This window comes from Stenotrophomonas sp. GD03654 (assembly GCF_029845105.1).
GTDB lineage: Bacteria > Pseudomonadota > Gammaproteobacteria > Xanthomonadales > Xanthomonadaceae > Stenotrophomonas > Stenotrophomonas africana.
Window position 1 is genome coordinate 1 of sequence record NZ_JAOCLC010000081.1, and the last position, 17975, is coordinate 17975.

At 66.3% G+C, this 17975-nt stretch carries 16 protein-coding genes and 1 pseudogene; 14 read left to right on the forward strand and 3 right to left on the reverse strand.

The annotated features are described in order from the left end of the window. The first annotated feature begins 3 nt into the window (after nucleotides 1–3). The 5 genes and pseudogenes from N5J73_RS21165 (at nucleotide 4) to N5J73_RS21185 (ending at nucleotide 7409) form a co-directional block, all read left to right on the forward strand. On the forward strand, nucleotides 4–675 hold the full coding sequence (locus N5J73_RS21165) for an ion channel (protein WP_088480400.1): 672 nt from the start codon (nucleotides 4–6) through the stop codon (nucleotides 673–675). 259 nt (nucleotides 676–934) lie between these two features. Next, complete coding sequence (locus N5J73_RS21170) at nucleotides 935–3262, forward strand: winged helix-turn-helix domain-containing protein (protein WP_099588690.1); 2328 nt, start codon at nucleotides 935–937, stop codon at nucleotides 3260–3262. 115 nt (nucleotides 3263–3377) lie between these two features. Continuing rightward, a complete protein-coding gene (locus N5J73_RS21175; RefSeq protein WP_049444442.1) occupies nucleotides 3378–4277 on the forward strand; it encodes a helix-turn-helix transcriptional regulator in 900 nt (299 codons plus the stop codon). A gap of 49 nt (nucleotides 4278–4326) precedes the next feature. After that, nucleotides 4327–7184: pseudogene (locus tag N5J73_RS21180) on the forward strand (TonB-dependent receptor). Nucleotides 7185–7265: 81 nt separating this feature from the next. Continuing rightward, nucleotides 7266–7409, forward strand: coding sequence for a hypothetical protein (locus N5J73_RS21185; RefSeq protein WP_049444439.1), 144 nt, complete (start codon nucleotides 7266–7268; stop codon nucleotides 7407–7409). Nucleotides 7410–7464: 55 nt separating this feature from the next. Here N5J73_RS21185 and N5J73_RS21190 read toward each other — a convergent pair whose 3' ends face one another. Beyond that, nucleotides 7465–8586: an HDOD domain-containing protein gene (locus N5J73_RS21190; protein WP_057501192.1), complete on the reverse strand. Its 1122-nt coding sequence runs from the start codon at nucleotides 8584–8586 to the stop codon at nucleotides 7465–7467. A 151-nt stretch (nucleotides 8587–8737) separates the two neighbouring features. Continuing rightward, nucleotides 8738–9274 (reverse strand): inorganic diphosphatase, encoded by a 537-nt coding sequence (gene ppa / locus N5J73_RS21195; protein ID WP_005410935.1) that lies wholly within the window; start codon nucleotides 9272–9274, stop codon nucleotides 8738–8740. Between the two features lie 183 nt (nucleotides 9275–9457). Between ppa and N5J73_RS21200 the strand changes: the two genes are divergently transcribed. The 4 genes from N5J73_RS21200 (at nucleotide 9458) to N5J73_RS21215 (ending at nucleotide 14693) form a co-directional block, all read left to right on the forward strand. Then, nucleotides 9458–9931: a hypothetical protein gene (locus tag N5J73_RS21200; RefSeq protein ID WP_164078690.1), complete on the forward strand. Its 474-nt coding sequence runs from the start codon at nucleotides 9458–9460 to the stop codon at nucleotides 9929–9931. A gap of 72 nt (nucleotides 9932–10003) precedes the next feature. Then, complete coding sequence (locus N5J73_RS21205; RefSeq protein ID WP_049444433.1) at nucleotides 10004–10504, forward strand: RNA polymerase sigma factor; 501 nt, start codon at nucleotides 10004–10006, stop codon at nucleotides 10502–10504. A gap of 104 nt (nucleotides 10505–10608) precedes the next feature. Next, nucleotides 10609–11541 carry a FecR domain-containing protein gene (locus N5J73_RS21210; protein WP_049444431.1) on the forward strand — a complete coding sequence of 311 codons (933 nt, stop codon included), beginning with the start codon at nucleotides 10609–10611 and terminating at the stop codon, nucleotides 11539–11541. 233 nt (nucleotides 11542–11774) lie between these two features. Continuing rightward, a complete protein-coding gene (locus N5J73_RS21215; RefSeq protein WP_164078691.1) occupies nucleotides 11775–14693 on the forward strand; it encodes a TonB-dependent receptor in 2919 nt (972 codons plus the stop codon). 93 nt (nucleotides 14694–14786) lie between these two features. Here N5J73_RS21215 and N5J73_RS21220 read toward each other — a convergent pair whose 3' ends face one another. After that, the gene (locus N5J73_RS21220; protein ID WP_164078692.1) at nucleotides 14787–15044 is read right to left on the reverse strand and encodes a DUF2789 domain-containing protein; all 258 of its coding nucleotides are present in this window, start codon (nucleotides 15042–15044) and stop codon (nucleotides 14787–14789) included. A 107-nt stretch (nucleotides 15045–15151) separates the two neighbouring features. On the opposite strand from N5J73_RS21220, the gene N5J73_RS21225 reads away from it, so the two are divergent. From N5J73_RS21225 to N5J73_RS21245, 5 genes are all read left to right on the forward strand, one after another. Further along, a complete protein-coding gene (locus N5J73_RS21225) occupies nucleotides 15152–15739 on the forward strand; it encodes a biliverdin-producing heme oxygenase (RefSeq protein ID WP_164078693.1) in 588 nt (195 codons plus the stop codon). Nucleotides 15740–15770: 31 nt separating this feature from the next. Next, on the forward strand, nucleotides 15771–16238 hold the full coding sequence (locus N5J73_RS21230; RefSeq protein ID WP_005410928.1) for a YbaN family protein: 468 nt from the start codon (nucleotides 15771–15773) through the stop codon (nucleotides 16236–16238). Beyond that, entirely contained in the window at nucleotides 16225–16953 is a 729-nt protein-coding gene (exbB, locus tag N5J73_RS21235; protein WP_049444421.1) for a tonB-system energizer ExbB, read from the forward strand. The genes N5J73_RS21230 and exbB overlap by 14 nt, the downstream gene beginning before the upstream one ends. A gap of 9 nt (nucleotides 16954–16962) precedes the next feature. Then, complete coding sequence (gene exbD, locus N5J73_RS21240) at nucleotides 16963–17388, forward strand: TonB system transport protein ExbD (protein WP_049444420.1); 426 nt, start codon at nucleotides 16963–16965, stop codon at nucleotides 17386–17388. Next, a partial coding sequence (locus N5J73_RS21245; RefSeq protein ID WP_279941344.1) for a TonB family protein occupies nucleotides 17385–17975 on the forward strand: 591 nt, incomplete at its 3' end. The genes exbD and N5J73_RS21245, both read left to right, overlap by 4 nt.

Here is a 17975-nt window from a genome sequence, read left to right on the forward strand (position 1 = left end):
GCCATGCCCGTTGCCATGACCACCCGCTGGCTGGCCATCGCCCGCCGCCATCCTTCGGCCTGGCTGTTGGCCGCACAGTTGATCGCGGTGCTGCTGTATCCCGCCCTCGATGACACCGCCGGTGGCCGGGCGGCGCTGGGCATGTTCGGCATGGCGGTACTCGGCCTGGCGCTGTGGGTGGTCCAGCGCAGTCCGCTGGGCACCTGGCTGGCGTTGCTGCTGGCCATTCCCTCGGTGGTGTTCTCGCTGGCTGGCGCGCTGTTGGATCGCACCGGCCTGCTCACCACTGCGCAGCTGCTGGAGAGCCTGCTGTACTTCTATACGGCGGGCGCGTTGATCGCCTACATGCTGCAGGACCATAAAGTCACCCGGGACGAACTGTTCGCTGCGGGAGCGACCTTCACCTTGCTGGCCTGGGCCTTCGCGTTTGCTTTCGCCGTGTGCCAGCAGTGGTATCCGGGCAGTTTCCACGGCACCGGCGGTGGTGATCAGCGCAGTTGGATGGAGCTGCTTTATCTGAGCTTCAGCTTGCTGTCCGGGGTGGGATTAAGCGATGTAGTACCGCTGCATCCGCAAGCGCGGGCTTTGGTAATGCTGGAGCAGTTCGCAGGGGTGATGTACGTCGCGCTTGTGGTGTCGCGGCTGGTCGGATTGACGATGCTGCGACGCGTGTGAAAATGAACGCCAGATAAAAATATCGCGCCCAAGAGGGCGCGAATGGTGATGCAGATTATGTGAATGCGTCGGCGAGAGAGAGCCTGAGTGTCGACCCCGTCATAGGCGGGGTAACCGGCATAGGCTAATATTCGTATGCGTAATTGTTTTTGCGGTATGCGCCGATGCTTTGTGCGGAATCTGGCTTTTTGTTGTCCCTGCAGGGGGACGGTATCGCTGGTGAAACCTGCCCAGGCCCGTCCCTACTGTATATCGGAAAATGAACAGCAGCGAAATACAGCCGCCCGACGCTGACCGTATCCAGGTTGGCGAATGCGTCGTTACCTTGTCCTCGCGAGAGGTCGAGGTTGCGGGTGCGCGTCGTCCACGCCGGCTCACGCCAAAGGCACTGGGTGTGCTGCGAGTGTTGCTGCGGCAGCCGGGGCGGGTGGTTACCCGCGAGGAGCTGTTTGCCGAGGTGTGGCCCGACACGCTGCCCACCAACGACGTGCTGACCCAGGCGGTCACCCAGCTGCGCAAGGCGTTTGCCAACGACGAAGACAACGGGCAGGCCTACATCGAGACCATCGCCAAGAGCGGCTACCGCTTGTTGGTGCCGGTGCAGGTGCTGGACACGCCCGAGCCTGTCATGGACATCGTCGAGTTGGCCGATCCGTCCTTGCCATTGGCAGCCGCCGTGGCTGCGGCCCCGGACGGTGCTGCGTTGCCAGTGCCGGGTCTGCGCCGGACATGGCGGCAGGTGCGGCGCCAGGTATTGCTGGCCACCGGCATTTTGATGCTCGTGACGGTGATCGTGCTGACGATGCTGTTGCTGCGGCGTGCTCCGGCGGCAAGTTCACCGGTGGACGAGGCTGTCGAGAACGGTGTCCGTGTGATCGGCAGCCCGCAGCGGCCGTACCGGCTGATCACCGCGACCAGTGGGTTCGAGACGTATCCAACGCTTTCGCCGGATGGTTCCCAGGTTGCCTACGAAGGCGCCAATGAGGACGGCAACGGCGGCGGAGCAATCAAGGTGCAGACGTCTGGCAATGCGCCCGCCCGCCAGTTGTTGGTGCCCCCGGCCGGTGCCAGTGATCGTTTCCCGAGCTGGTCGCCGGATGGGCGCGAGATCGCGTTTGCGCGGTTCAGTGCCGATGGTGGCTGCCAGGTGCTGATCGCCAGTGCCACGGGTGGGGCCCTGCGCCAGGCCACACGTTGTGACGGCACCGAACTGCTCAGCTTCGACTGGACCCCGGACGGCCGTGGGCTGGTGTTCGGCAGCATGGTCGGGCGCTACGCGCATCGCGGCATCCGCGTGCTCGACCTGGCCAGTGGCCAATGGCGCGACCTGGACTACAGCGTCGATGCCGATGACTTCGACTACGCGCCGCGTTATTCGCCCGACGGCAAGTGGCTGGTGTTCGTGCGCAATCCACAGATGGGTGATCTGTGGCGGATGCCCGCCAACGGCGGTACTCCGGAGCAGCTGACCAACGAAGCAGCGGAACAGCGAGGCTGGGCCTGGCTGGGGGATGGACGCACCATCGTATTCGGCCGTCGCGTCGACAGCGAAGTGCGCCTGTATTACCTCGACGTTGAGCGCCGTACGCTGCGCGACGCGGGCCTGGACGATGCGCAGTGGCCCGCGGTCTCGCGGCATGGCGGCGTATTGGCGTTCGTTCACCGGCGTGCGCAGTTCGGGGTGTTCAAGGTGCCCACCGAGGGAGGACACGCCGAGCGCCTGTTTGCCTCCAGTGGCCGTGACGGCCAGCCGATGGCCGCCCCCGATGGTCGGCAACTGGTTTTCACCTCCGATCGTTCCGGCAGTTTCGCCCTGTGGTGGGCGGACATGCAGCGGCCGGATTCGCTGCGGCCGATCGAGGGCCTGCGGCCGGAGGGACGGCAGGCACCGGACTGGTCCGCCGACAGCCGCCACCTGCTGGTGGTGGGACGTGATGAGCACGGGCGCACGGTGGTCTATGAAATCTCACCACGCGATGAGCGCCTGCAGCCATTACCGGTGCCTGCGGAACAACCGTTGCAGGCGTTGTACGCGGCAACCGAGAATCAGCTGCTGGTGGTCGAGCGCGACGCGGACCAGCGCACCCGCTTGAGCCTGTTTGATCGCAGCACGCAACCGTGGCGTCGGTTGGCCAGCATCGATGGGGTGTCGCAGGCTCGCTTCGATCGCGGCAGCGGACGGATCCTGTTCACGCGCCTTGCCGCCGGTGGACTGTGGTCGGTCGATCCTGCGTTGTCGTCGGCCAGCGTGCGCCAGATCAGTGAAGACCGGCCGAGCCGCTGGCGCTACCGCACCTGGACCGTTGCCGGCAGTGGTGGCGTCGGTTACCTCGGAACCTCCACCCAGTGCGGCACGACCCTGGTCAGGATCGAGGCGGGAACCGAGACGCCGGAGCGCTGCCTCGACCCGCAGCGGCTCAGTGCAGGCAATGGAATCAGTGCCAGCGCCGATGGGCGCGAGCTGTATGTGGCCCTGGCGGTCAGTGACGGTGCAGACATCGGCGTCATGCGGCTGCCAGAGCAAGCCCCGGCACTGTTCCCGGCGATCTCCAGAATATTGATTTTGAAGAAGAATTTTTCTTCGTAATTCTTTCGTGTGGTTCTCGCCGCGAATTCGTGGCGATCTCGGCTGTCTTTCCTGACACGCTGCCGCCCGATTGGGCAAAACGGAGGCCTGTACTTGGCAAATCCGTGGTGCCCCCATGCGTCAACTCTCGCTGGCCGATCGTGGCCAAACCGTTTCCCTCGACAAGGCCCTTGATGACGTGGCGCCCACCTGCCTGGGGGTTGCCCGGCTGGGCAGCCTGCAGACCGCGGGGAACAACTTCACGGTCTGGATGCAGGTTCGTGGCAGTTCCTGGGTGGAGGCCAAGGAAGGTCGCTTCCGGCTGCGTCAGGGCGAGTGGATCGCCTTCGAGAAGGAATCCAGGCCGTTGGTGCAGGCGGGCCGCAACGGGCTCTGCGTGGGATTGAACCTGAATGTCGAAGCGCTGCGGGTGCTGACCGAGATGGCCGACTGTGGCCTGTATGCCGGCCGCGGCCGGATGGGGCGCAGTGACGCGCGGGTCGGCCTGCGGCTGTGGCGCGATGCGTTGGCCAGTGGCCAGCCCGCCCAGGCTCTGCGGCCCCTGCTGCTGCATCTGGCCAGCCTCCAGCGGGGCCTGGCCGAGAACGTGCAGCGCTGCCCAGGGCGTTCGCGCAGCCGCAAGCGCCAGGTGTTCGGGCGCATGCAGCGCGCGCGGCTCTACCTGGAGGGCAACAGCCACCGCGTGGTGCGGATCGGTGAGCTGGCCGAGCTGACCAACTTCTCCAGCTGGTACCTCTCCAAGACCTTCCAGAGCCTGTACGAAGAAAGCCCGCAGTCGCTTTCGGCCCGGTTGCGCCTCGAGCGTGCGGCTGACCTGCTGCGTGATACCGACATGATGGTGGGCGAAGTGGCCGCTGCCAGCGGTTTCGACAACTGCTGCAGCTTCGCGCGTGCTTTCCGCGCACGTTATGGCCAGTCGGCTTCGCGGTTCCGCGAGAACGGCGGTCTCCTGCCGCCACATTCTGCAAAGTCTCCGGTTGGGTCGCGCAAATACAGCGTCGCAACGCAATCGTAACGTGCTGGGGTGTTTTAACACGCTGCTAACACGTACCTTGGAGAGATAGATGAACGTTTGTAATCCCGCAGTGCGGCTCGGCCTGCTGCCTGCCGGCATCGCGCTGGCGCTGGCGCCGGCCTTTGCTCCGCCCAGGAAGCAAAGGCCACGACCGACCTGGACCGCATTTCGGTCACCGGCTCGCGCATCCGCCAGGCGAGCATGGAAACCGCGCAGCCCGTGATCGCGCTGCAGCGTGCCGACATCGAGAAGCAGGGCTTCACCAGCGTCGGCGACATCGTGCAGAACCTGTCGGCGACCGGTTCGCCGGCCATCAGCCGCGCTGATGCCCTGACCTCGGGCGAAGAAGTGGGCGGCCAGTACGTCGACCTGCGTGGTCTGGGCCCGGAGCGCACCCTGGTGCTGCTGGACGGCAAGCGCATGGGCGTCAGCACCGGTGGCTACACCGACCTGGCCTCCATCCCGACCTCGGTGGTCGAGCGCATTGAAGTGCTGACCGACGGCGCTTCGGCGATCTACGGCTCCGACGCCATCGCCGGCGTGATCAACATCATCACCCGCAAGAACTTCGACGGTCTGGAAGCCAGCGTCTACGGCGGCCAGTACAACAAGGGCGACGGCGAGAAGCAGGTCTACAACTTCGTCTACGGCCAGACCGGTGAGCGTGGTTCGATCACCTTCGGCGCCGAGTACAGCAAGGAAGATCCGGTCTGGGCGAAGGATCGTGCCTTCAGCCGTTACCCGAACGGTCAGTTCCACCCGAATCCGACGGATACGGATGCCAACGGCTGGTCGCCGGCGTCCAACCACGGCGTGCTGATCGACAGCAACGACAACTGGTACACCCGCGCCAACAACGGCTCGGGCAACACCATGGCCGATTTCCGCGAGTTCGGCACGGCTGACTACACCAATGCCAGCCAGGAAATGTGGCTGCAGAACAAGCTGACCCGTCGTTCGGTGTTCGCCAACGGCAACTACGACTTCACCGACAACATCCGCGGTACCGCGAATGTGCTGTACACCAAGCGTACGGCGACCCAGCAGATCGCTGGCTATCCGTACCAGTCGGAGGTCTATGAGACCCCGCTGTCGGCCAACAGCATCTACAACCCGCTGGGCACGGACGCGAACTTCATCCGTCGTACGTCCGAAGTGCCGCGCCAGACCGAGTCCGAGCAGGAGACCTTCCGCTTCTCGGCGGGCCTGGAAGGTTCGTTCGAGTTCGGCGACAAGTTCTGGGATTGGGACGTGGGCTACGTCTACAACCAGAACAAGGGCGTGAAGACCGGCACCGGCAACCTGTTCATTCCGAACGTGCAGAACGCGGTCGGACCGTCCTTCATGGATGGCGACGTTGCCCGTTGCGGCACCCCGGGTCATGTCATCGCAGGCTGCACCCCGTGGAACCCGCTGGCACCGTACGGCTCGACCGGCAACGGCTCGCTGGCCGATCCGGCCCTGCAGGCCTACCTGTACCTGCCGAGCCACGACACCTACACCAACACCACCAAGGCGTACAGCGCCAACATCGGTGGCTCGCTGTTCTCGCTGCCGGCCGGTGAACTGGCCATCGCCGCCGGTTACGAGCACCGTGAAGAAAGCGGTGAGTACAACCCGGATGCGCTGCTGCAGTCCGGCCTGAGCACCGATCTGGCTGGCAAGCCGACCAAGGGCAGCTACAAGCTCGACGAGTTCTACGTCGAACTGAACGTGCCGGTGCTGGCCGACATGCCGTTCGCCAAGGAGCTGTCGCTCGACATGGCCGGCCGTTACTCGGACTACAACACCTTCGGCGATACCATCAACAGCAAGTTCGGCCTGAAGTGGAAGCCGATCGACGACCTGCTGGTGCGTGCGACCTACTCGACCGGCTTCCGCGCCCCGAGCATCTCCAACATGTACGGTGGCACGTCGCAGACCTTCGACGCCTACACCGATCCGTGTGACAGCAGCTTCGGCTCGGCCGCGCGCAACGCCTCGGTGGCGGCTGCCTGCCAGGCACGCGGCGTTCCGGCCAACTTCCGCCAGATCACCTCCGGCGGTGCGCAGTCGACCGGCCCGGGGACCCAGTCCTACAGCGCTTTCGAGTCGGGCTCCAACCCGGAACTGAAGCCGGAAACCTCCAAGACCTGGACCGCCGGCCTGGTGTACAGCCCGAACTTCGTGCAGGGCCTGGACGTCAGCCTCGACTGGTGGAAGATCCGCATCAACAACGTGATCGCCGCCGAGTCGGTGACCTCGATCCTCAACCAGTGCTACGTGCTGGGCGTGGCATCGGCGTGTGAGCGTTTCGAACGCGGTACCGACGGCCGTGCCGTCAACCAGGTGGTCGACGTCACCCGTACCCTGATCAACGGTGGTTACCAGGAAACCGCAGGTTACGACCTGGGCGTCAAGTACCGCCTGCCGGAGTTCTCCTTCGGCAAGTTCGTCATCGACTGGAAGACCACCTACGTCGATTACCTCGAGTACAAGCGTGACAACGAAGCCGAAACCCCGGTCGAGCAGCACAACAGCTGGGCGACCGGCGATTGGGGTGCCAACTTCCGCGTCCGTTCGAACCTCAACGTCGACTGGACCCTGGGCAACCTGGGCGTGAACTGGGGCGTGCGTTACTACTCGGGCATGAAGGAGCCGTGCTCCTACGATACCGAGTGCAACCTGCCTGACTTCACCTCGGCGTACACCCTGGGTCAGCCGAGCCGCAAGGTGGGTTCGAACACCTTCCACGACGTGCAGGTGCGTTACAACCTGCCGTGGGAAGCCACTGTCTCGCTGGGCGCCAACAACGTGTTCAACCACGAAGGCCCGGTCATGTACAGCCAGCCGAACTCGAGCTTCTCCTACTACGGTGGCTTCGATATCGGTCGCTTCTACTACATGAAGTACACCCAGCGCTTCTGATTGTTTGAAGTGCGATAGCAGTACCGGGAGGGCGGACCGCAAGGTCCGCCCTCTTTTTTTGTAAGGGAGTTCCGAAATGCGGTGTTCGCCCAGACCGGTGGCGTCTGTGGGGGCGGGCTGTACTGCGAGGAACTGCGTCAGGAATGCCTGGCTGCAGGCAAGTCCAAGGTCCTGTGCGATCTGCAGTATCGCCACTGCGTGCAGGATGCCTGCGGCGCGCGCTGATGCAAAAAAGGCGCGCCCTTGGGCGCGCCTTCGAGGTTCTTCCTGCGTTGACGGCTCAGACCTCGCTGGGTACCAGTCCCATCAACGCATTGGCATGCTCGCGCCACTGCGGCAGCTTGTTGAGTACACCCGCGCGTTGCAGGTAGTCCTCGTCCACCGGATCGCCATTGACCAGTGCCAGTGCCACGTGCACCGCGCCGGTCACCCAGAAGCTGCGCGTATTGGCACGCTGCGGCTGCAGGTGGAATGCCACCGCTTCGATGATCGGCATCGGCAGGCCCCACAGGCCGAGCAGATAGGCGCCGGCTTCGGCGTGGCCCGGGCGGGTGTCACCGGCCAGCGACGGCTCGCTGCGTTCGTTGCGTACGCCCGGCAGCAGCAGGCCGATGTCGGCCAGCAGTGCGGCGGTCGCGCCCAGCTCGGCGCTGGATTCGGGCAGCAGGCGTGCCGCCAGGCGCGAGGCAAGCAGGGCGCGCTGCTGTAGTGAATTACGCTCGGCCGTGGACAGCGTCGGTGCCGAGAACACCTCGCTGGCCAGTACCAGATCGCGCAGCGTCGACAGGCCGAGGCGGGTCACGGCGGTGCGCAGGTCGGCGATGGTGCGGCCCTGGCTGAAGAACGCCGAGTTCGACAGCTGCAGCACCTTGGCGGCGATGGCCGGATCGGCCGCCACCAGCTTGGCGACGTCGGCGCTGTCGGCGTCATCGTCATGTTCCAGTGCCTGGGTCAGGCTCAGGTACAGGTGCGGCGGCGAGGGCAGCTTCTCGATACGGCCGATGGCGTCGCGCAGGCGTGGGCTGTCCAGCACTTCGCGCAGCTCCTCCAGGCTGGTCAGCGCTTCCAGCAGAACTTCCGGCGCCAATGGCAGCGGCAGGAAGCGATGGGCGACGCCGATCAGGCGTGCCGGCGGCGGCCGGTTGCCATGCTGGGCGTCCACCAGCGCAATGCGGATGGTTTCCGGGCGCAAGGTCCGGATCTGGCCGAGCAGCGTGGTGGCATTGAGGTCCGGCAGTTGCGGGCAGACGATCACCGCATCCACGCCCTGCGTGGCCACCGCGGTCATCGCGGTCTGGCCATCGGCGGCGGTCAACGGCTGCCAGTCTTCCCCAAGATCGGCAATGAATTCGGTCAGCTCAGCCGGCAGGCTGGCTGCATCCCCAACAAGCAGAATACGCACGACACATTCCCCTGGCTGTCTCGACGATGGATGTCGATGACGTGTGAAGTGACGCAATTTACCTAATACGGCGGCACGTGTGATGTGCCGTCGTCGTGAAACGTGACCCGCATCGCTCCGGCAGGGCCTGCCGGAGCGATCCGGTTCAGGCTCAGGCCTTGCTGTCGAGATGGCGCTGGTGCGCCTCGATCAGGATCTGCTTGGCCTCAGCGGCGCCGCCCCAACCGTCCAGCTTGACCCACTTGCCCTTCTCCAGGTCCTTGTAATGCTCGAAGAAGTGGCCGATTCGCTCCAGCCAGTGGCTGGACACCTGGGCGATGTCTTCGACGTGAGCGTAGCCACTGAAGATCTTCGAGACCGGCACGGCCAGGATCTTCTCGTCGCTGCCTGCCTCATCGCTCATCTTCAGCACGCCGACCGGACGGCAGCGCACGACCGAGCCCGGCACCAGCGGCAGCGGCAGCACCACCAGCACGTCGGCCGGGTCGCCGTCGCCGCACAGGGTGCTCGGCACGTAGCCGTAGTTGCAGGGGTAGCGCATCGGGGTGGACAGGATGCGGTCGACGAAGATCGCGCCGGTTTCCTTGTCCACTTCGTACTTCACCGGCTCCGAGTCCTTCGGGATCTCGATGATGACGTTGATTTCTTCCGGCGGGTTCTTGCCGGGCGAGACGAGTTCCAGACCCATGGTGTGCTCCAGGTGGGGGATATAGACGGATAGCTCCCCATTTTATGCCTTTGCCGGGCGCTGTGCAGGGGAGGGGGCCGACAGTACGGCACGGCGGCCGCCCACACGTGCTGGTGGGGTTGCCCGATGGGGACGTCGGGACGCCGGGTGCAGGCTGGAACCCTCATCCCAAGGAGCTCCCGCATGAAAGCATCTGCCCTGTCGATCGGCCTGGCCTGCGCGCTGCTGATGGTGCCGCCGGTACAGGCGTCTCCCTATGTCGACCTGATCGACTACCCGCACCAGGAGGCCAACTGGGACCGCTTTTTCGCTCTGGAAGGCCGTCTGCAGCATGGCTTCGATGCCATCTGTGGCGACACCTTCTGCGAGGGCGAATACAGCGACATCCGGGCGCTGCGCCTGCGTTGTTCGGTGGATGCGGTGCGCGGCACGGTGCACGAGTGCCTGTGGGCATTCGCCGCCGGTGACCTGGCCGTATCGCGGAATGACGGTGCGATCGTGGCGCGGCAGCCGACCTGGCTGTGCCGGCTACCGCTCATGCCGGGCACGGCGGTGGAGGACTTCCATGCTGCCCTGGCGGCTCGCAATCCGCTGCACGACCCGCTGCCAGGCACGTCGCAAAGCGCCTATGACGGACTGACCGAGTGCATTCACTGATGGGAACGTGACTGATTCGCATTTACGGAGTAGCATGCGCGGCGCCTTCTGCCTGTCGTCCCGGTTCCGCGCATGTCCTCCAATGCCGCCTCCCTTACCGAACTGCTGATCCGCGAGCGGCCCGCGCTGCTGCGCCGGGTGCAGCGCATACTCGGCGGCGACAACGGCGCCGAGGACGTGATCCAGGCTGTGTGGTTCAAGGCCCGCGGGGTCGACGACAGTCAGTCCATCGACAATCCGCGCGCCTATCTGTACCGGTTGGCCGCGAATCTGGCCACCGACCACGGCCGCGAATCGACCCGGCGCAGCCGCCTGCTGGCCGATCACTACCTGTGGGGGCCGGACGAGGTGATCTCGACCGAGGAGCAGGCGATGGCACAGGACGAGCTGCAGCGGGTGCTCGACGCGGCAGGACACCTGCCGGAGCCGACCCGCACCATCTTCCGGCTCAACCGCCTGCAGGGCCTGACCCAGGCCGAGATCGCCCGCCGTCTCGGGGTATCGGTGACCACCGTCGAGAACCATGTGCGCAGCGCACTGCAACGACTGGCCTGGGCGCGCAGCGGCCGATGATCGCCCCGGCTTGGGGCTGGCCTTAGCTGAAACGTCTTGATCACTGGACCGTAGATGCGGTCTAGTTCCTTCGCCCGCGCTTGAATGCGCCTGTCCGCCAGCCGATGAGCCCGCCGAACACGCTGCCCGCCGCCAATGACGATGCCCTGGCCGAACAGGCCCGGGGCTGGATTGCGTGGCTGGCCTCGGGTGACATCGGCGAGGGGCGCATGCACGAGTTCGAGCGCTGGCTGGCACAACCGGGGCACCGACGCGCCTTCGAACACGAGCGTGCGCTGTGGCGCAGTGTCGGGCCGCGCCCGCAGGCCACACCGGTCAAACGACGTCGACCGCGGCGGCTGCGCTGGGCAATGACCGCGGCGGCGGCACTGGCGATGCTGGTCGCCTGGCCCGAGGCCTGGTTGCGGCTGCAGGCCGACCATCGCAGCACGCATGTCGTGCAGAACGTGCAACTGCCCGATGGAAGTCGCGCCGTGCTGGATGCGGACAGCGCGATCGCCGTGCGCTTCGATGCACATGCGCGCGAGATCGAGCTGCTGCGTGGACGCGCCTGGTTCGAAGTCAGCCCGGATGCACAGCGGCGTTTCAGCGTGCGTGCGGGCAATGGTGTGGTCGAGGACATCTCCACCGCGTTTACCGTCGCGCGTGGCGATGATCGGGTGGAAACCCAGGTCGGGCAGGGCAGGGTGCGTGTGGCCAGCCCGGCCGACGGTGGCTGGACCTACCTGCAGGTGGGCCAGCGTGCCGTCTATGGCGGGCGCAGCGGCGTGATGCGTCTGCAGGATGTGGCCGCCGACAGTGTGGGCGCATGGCGCCAGGGCGAGCTGCTGCTGGAGCAGGCCAGCGTCGCTGACGCCGTGCAATGGGTGGGGCGTTATCGTGCAGGCCCGACGTTCGTGCGCGGTGATCTGTCACGACTGCCCGCAGTGAGTGCCGCATTGCGCATCGATCGCCCGGAGCAGGCGCTGGATGCGTTGGCGGCAACAGCAGGTCTTCGGGTTACGCGTCTTCCCTTCGGCGTCGCCATCGTGCAGTAGATCCACGCCATTCGTGGATGACCGTCCCTGTGCCGACCAACGGTCGGCACCCACCGCTGCAACCAGCCGACCAATGGCCGGCCCCCGTCGCGACCCCAAATCGCTCTTGGGGTTGCCACGTTTTCATCCGTCTTACTCCGCGAACGTACCCGCCGCCGCCACGTACGTCGCCGTGTCCGCCCGCGTTGCGGATGACGCCGCGCCCGCGGCACTGATTACCTGACAGGTTCCCCATGTTCGACTCCCACCGCACGGGCCGCGCGCTGCGCCCGTCCCGCCTGTGCATTGCATTGCTGGCTGCCGGCCTGGCCACTGCCACGCCATCCGTGCTGGCGCAGAACGCGAGCGGCGATCACGCCGCCGTACAGCGCTTCGATATCCCCGCGCAGCCCTTGGACGAGGCACTGCGCAGCTACATGCGCCAATCCGGCGTGCAGGTGGTGTATCCGGCCACCCTGGCGCAGGGGATAACCTCGCGTGCGGTCAGCGGCAGCCTGTCCGCCAGCGAGGCGCTGCAGCATCTGCTGCAGGGCAGTGGCCTGGCGGTGCGCCGGGTCAGCGCAGATGCAGTCACGCTGGAAGCGGCGACGTCGGCGCAGGCCGACAGCGGTGTGATTGTCACCGATACGCTGAGCGTGGCCGGTGACCGCGTCGACAGCAGCGCGAACAGCGACGAGGCGCGCCTGCTCGACAGCTATCGCAGCGTCGGCTCCACCACCACGCTCAACCGCACGCAGCTGGAACGTTTCCGCGGCACCTCCAACGGCGACATCGTCAAGGGCGTGGCCGGCGTCACCGCTGGTGATCCGCGCGTGGGCAACGGCTTCGACGTGAACATCCGTGGCATCCAGGGCCAGGGTCGCGTGCCGGTGATCATCGATGGCGGCCAGTCCAGCATGGATACCTATCGCGGCTATGCTGGCCAGTCACAGCGCACCTACCTCGACCCGGACCTGATCTCCAACCTGACCATCACCAAGGGCCCGAGCCTGCAGGCCAACGCCTCCGGCGGCATCGGCGGCGTGGTCGAGATGGAAACGCTGAAGATCGGCGACGTGCTGCGCGAAGGCCGTGACTTCGGCGTACGCGTGCGTGGCGGCCTGGCCAACGCCAGCGCCAACAACCTGCCGTCCTACAGCGCCGCGCCGCGCAGCGATCGCAGCGCCACCGGCAGCCAGTTCTTCAACGTGGCTGCAGCCGGTCACTGGGACCGCTTCGATCTGGTTGCTGCCTACGCCTACCGCGACAATGGAAACTACTTCTCTGGCAAGCACGGCTACGACGACTTCCCGCAGACCCGGCGCACGCTGGCACCGCTGAATCCGCCGCGTACCGAGGTCTTCAATACCTCGGCGCGCTCGAAGTCGGCGCTGCTCAAGGGCACCTGGCGCATCGACGATGCACAGACGCTGGAAGCAGGCTATCGCCGCTACGAAGGCACCGCCGGCGAGATCATGGCGTCGCAGATCATCCGTGTGGATCGCGACCGCATCCCGCAGTGGGATCCGGGCCACGTTGACATGGACAGCTACACCCTGCGTTACCGCTTCAACCCGGACAGCGAGCTGATCGACCTGCGCGTCAATGCCGCCTACACCGACACCGACAGCGTGATGTACAACAGCCTCACCGGCATCACCCCGTGGTACTTCGATCGACGCACCGAGTGGTACGACGCGCCCAGCTTCAGTGGCGACCCCGGCTACAAGGATGCCTACCGCAATCCGCTGCGACAGAAGCGCTTCGGCCTGGATGCCAGCAATACCTCGAAGTTCGACACTCGTGCCGGCGCGTTCACCCTCGACTACGGCCTGTCCTACAGCGACGAAGACATCGCGCCGGGCAGTTCGGGGCCGGTCATGCACGACGATCTGGTCAACAACCGTTTCCTGCGCAACGCCGAGCGCAAGGAATACAGTGCCGTGGCCTCGCTGAAGTGGCAGCCCGATGAGCACTGGGACCTGCTGGCCGGCGGCCGCTGGAACCGCGTGGACGTGCAGGACCGCAACCGCTTGGCCACGCCCGATGCCTATGAGGTGCAGGGCCAGTACCGCTACACCGAACTGCTCAACGGCAACCCGGCGCTGCCGTCGTGGCGTGCCAAGCGCATCGCGCTGCTGAACTGGTATCCGGATGCCAACGGCAACTTCACCCAGGCATCGCTGCTGGCCTCACCGTACAAGAAGGGCACGGTGGGCGACATCGGTGGCTGGAACTTCTACGACGCCGGCAAGGCGCAGGACCTGGAAGTGCCGGTCAGCTGGACCTGGTCGCAGCCGATCCGCCGTCGTGACACCGCGTTCTCGCCGACCGCCAGCGTGGCCTACCGCTTCAGCGAAGACACCATGGTCTATGTGAAGTATGCCGAAGGCACCAAGCTGCCGAGCCTGTTCGAGACCACGCTGGGCCTGTTCACCGCCGCCAAGCCGGTGGGTGAGCTGAAGCCGGAGCGCGCGCGCAGCTGGGAAATCGGTGCCAGCACCATCCGCTATGACCTGTTCACTGCAGGTGATCGCCTGGCGCTGAAGCTGGCGTATTTCGATACCCGCATCGACGACCTGATCACCCGTGACTACCGCACGCTGTCGGCCGGCCTGATCCGCAACGTCGACCAGTTCAAGGTCTCGGGCATGGAGTTCCAGTCCAGCTATGACAGCGGCAAGGTATTTGCCGATCTGTCCGCGCACTATTACTTCAAGGCCAAGACCTGCGCGCCGGACATCGCCGCCGAGCGCCGTGCCTACGGCGCACAGCGCAGGAACGGCGAGCTGGCCAACACGCCCGACTGCGTGGATGGCGGCTTCGAGGGCTCGTACACCAATACCCAGAATCCGCCGCGTTACATGGTCAACCTGACCCTGGGCTCGCGCCTGTTCGACGAACGCCTGACCTTCGGTACCCGCGTGGTCCACAACGCCGGCCCGATCAGCAAGCTGGACAAGGACTGGAACGTGGGCCTGTCGGCGATCCAGCAGCTGTACCGGCCGAACACCCTGGTGGATCTGTTCGCCAGCTGGAGCTTCAACGACCAGCTGTCGGTGGAAGCCGGCGTGGACAACCTGACCGACCGCTATTACCTGGACCCGCTTGCCCTGGGCGTGATGCCGGCCCCGGGCCGCACCGCGCGGCTGGCGTTGACCTGGAAGTACTGATCACCAGCGCAGAGCGCCTTTGGTGGGTGCGGACCTTGGTCCGCACCGCTTCTGCCGTGCAATCGCCAGCACCTGGCCACGCCCGGCGTCTGCTTACAGCCCGGTCGAAGCCTTCACCGCGTCTTCGTGCAGGGACTCGTTCAGCTCGTCCACCACGGTGGTCCATGCTGCATCGGCCTGCAGCGATTCAGACAGGAACTGGCGCTGGGCATCGTTCCAGTAGGGTGCCTCGACCACTTCGACATCGGTAGCCAGCTGGTGCTCGCGGATGAAGCGGGCGATGCCCTCGGCACTGGCATCCAGGCCCAGCTGCAGGAACAGGTTGGTCATGCACGGTTCGGTGGTGATCATCGTCGGTTCCTACGGGAAGAAGGGATGCACCATTATCGGTGCACATGGCCTTGGGGAAAGCCCCGTGGCGAACGTCTACAGCAGGACGACCCCCTTGGCATTCCCCCATGAACGCACACATCGCTCCCGAAGACAGCCGCAGCCTGCGGCTCAAGGCCGCCACCCGCGACAGCCACGGTGCCCTGGACAAGCGCATCATGGCCGGCGACATCTTCGCCGACCGCAGCAACTTCGCGCGTTTCCTGCGCGTGCAGTATCGCTTCCACCGCAGCATCGATGCGCTGTATGCCAACCCTGCGCTGGACGCACTGCTGCCGGACCTGGGAGAGCGCCGCCGCCTGACCCAGGTCGCACGCGACCTGCAGGACCTGGAGCAGACCCTGCCGGGGGCTGACATCGCGGCGTTGCCGTCCGATCTGGAACTGCCCGCCGCGTTGGGGTGGCTGTACGTGGCTGAAGGCTCCAACCTGGGCGGCACCATTCTGTACAAGATGGCCGCCAGGCTCGGCCTGGACCGTGATTTCGGCGCCCGCCACCTGGCCGCGCATCCGGATGGCGCGGCGCGCCACTGGCGCGAGTTCACCGCTGCGCTGGACGCGGTGCCGCTGAGTGCCGAGCAGGAGCAGCAGGTGATCGACGCGGCCGACGCCGCGTTCCGCAGCGTACACGGCCACGTCGAAGTGGAATTCGCCTGATGCACGGCGCGCGCCCACAGGTGCAGCGCTGATGCGCTGGCTCTGGTTCGCGCTGGGCTGGTTGATGGTGGGCCTCGGGGTGATCGGCGCGTTGCTGCCGGTGATGCCGACCACCATCTTCCTGATCCTGGCCGTGGGCTGCTTCGCGCGCAGCTCGCCGAAGTTCGAGCAGCGCCTGCTGGCGCATCCGCGTTATGGCCCGTCATTGCGGCTGTGGCGTGAGCAGGGGGCGGTGTCGCGCAAGGGCAAAGCGTTTGCCAGTGCCGGCATGGCGCTGGGCTTTGCCCTGTTCTGCTGGGGCGCGCACCCGTCCTGGCGCCTGCTGTTGGGCGTGGGCCTGTTCTTCGCGGTCAGCGCCGGCTACGTGCTGAGCCGACCGGCACCGCGGCTGGAGCCCCATCCGGTCGTGGAAGTGGACGACGCCAATGATCCGCGCGCGGCCCGTCGTCGCGCAGCGACCCCTGATGCTGATGGAAACCGAGACGATGCTGCCTGCTGACCTGGTCCCTGTGGCCGCCCCCGCATTGACCCCGTGGGGCATGTATCTGGCCGCCGACGTGGTGGTGAAGGCCGTGATGATCGCGCTGGCACTGGCGTCGCTGGCCACCTGGACCGTGCTGCTGGCCAAGGGCTGGGAACTGGCTTGCCAGGCCCGGCAGTTGCGTGCAGCGCGCGCGCTGTTGCTGCAGGCGCCGAGCCTGCCCGGCGAGAGCGCCGATGCCAGTGTGCAGCAGGGCGCTGCGCTGGCGATGTTGGATGCGGCCCGCACCGAATTGCGCCTGTCGCAGGATCTGGAAGGGCGCGACGGCATCAAGGAGCGCATTGCATCGCGCCTGGACCGTATCGAGCTGGAGACCGCGCGCGTGCAGCGGCGCGGCATCGGTGTGCTCGCAAGCATCGGCGCGGTGGCGCCCTTCGTCGGCCTGTTCGGCACGGTGTGGGGCATCATGAACAGCTTCATCGGCATCGCCCACAGCAACACCACCAACCTGGCGGTGGTTGCGCCCGGCATCGCCGAGGCCCTGCTGGCGACCGCACTCGGCCTGGTCGCGGCGATTCCCGCAGTACTGGTCTACAACCACTTCAGCCGTGTGCTGGCCGGCCTGCGGGGTCTGCTCGGCGACCTGTCGGCGGCTGTGCAGCAGCTGGTTTCGCGCGATCTCGATCGCACCGTGCCGCGTACCGCAGCGGCACCGCTGCGTGCGGTGCACTGAGACACGACGATGGCGATCAGGACCGCGTCCGACTGCGAAGATGCCCCCGAAGAAGCGCACGAGATCAATGTCACGCCCTTCATCGACGTGATGCTGGTGCTGCTGATCATCTTCATGGTGGCCGCACCGCTGGCGACCGTGTCGGTGCCGGTGCAGCTGCCGGCCAGCAGCGCCAGTGCCACGCCGTCCGAACAGGCGCCGGTGTATGTGACCGTGCAAGCCGATCTGTCGCTGCGCGTTGGCGAACAGGCCGTAGCGCGCGACGGGCTGGCGGCTGCATTGCAGGCGGCCACCCACAGTGACACCGCGCAGCGTATCTTCCTGCGCGCCGATACCCACGTGCCCTACGGCGAACTGATGGCCACGCTGGATGCATTGCGTGCGGCCGGTTATCTGAAGGTGGCGCTGGTCGGCCTGGAGCAGGGCGCACGATGAGTGGACTGCGGCGCTGGGCGACCAGCCTGGCGATCGTGCTGCTGGTGCACGCGCTGCTGATCGGCGCGGCCTGCTGGTGGGCGACGCGCGCACGGGTGCTGGCTGCGACCGCGCCGCCCGCCGCGCTGATGCTGGAACTGGCACCGATGGCGCAGGCACCGCCGGTGCCGCCGCGCGAGGTCGCCACCGGTCCGCTGCAGCAGCAACAGCAGCGGCAGGCGCCGAAGCCGGCCCTGCGCGAGCAGCCGAAGGCGCCGGCGCAGCCGCAGGGTGACCTGCCACCGCCGCGTACGCCGGAGCCGACGCCCTCGCCGGACACCGCTGACGCCAACGTTGCGCAGACCAGCGCACCGCCGCAGGTGGCGGCCAACGCGGCCGCACGCTACACCGCACCGCAGACCACGGCCGGCGAACGCAGTCGCGCCGAGGCAACCTGGGAAGGGCGCCTGCTCGGGCATCTGCAGAAGCATCGGCGCTATCCGCGCCAGGCTGAGCGGCTGCGCCAACAGGGCGTGGTCTACGTGCGCTTTGCCGTGGCCCGAGATGGCGCGGTCTCGGGGTTGAAACTGGGCCGCAGCAGTGGCTTC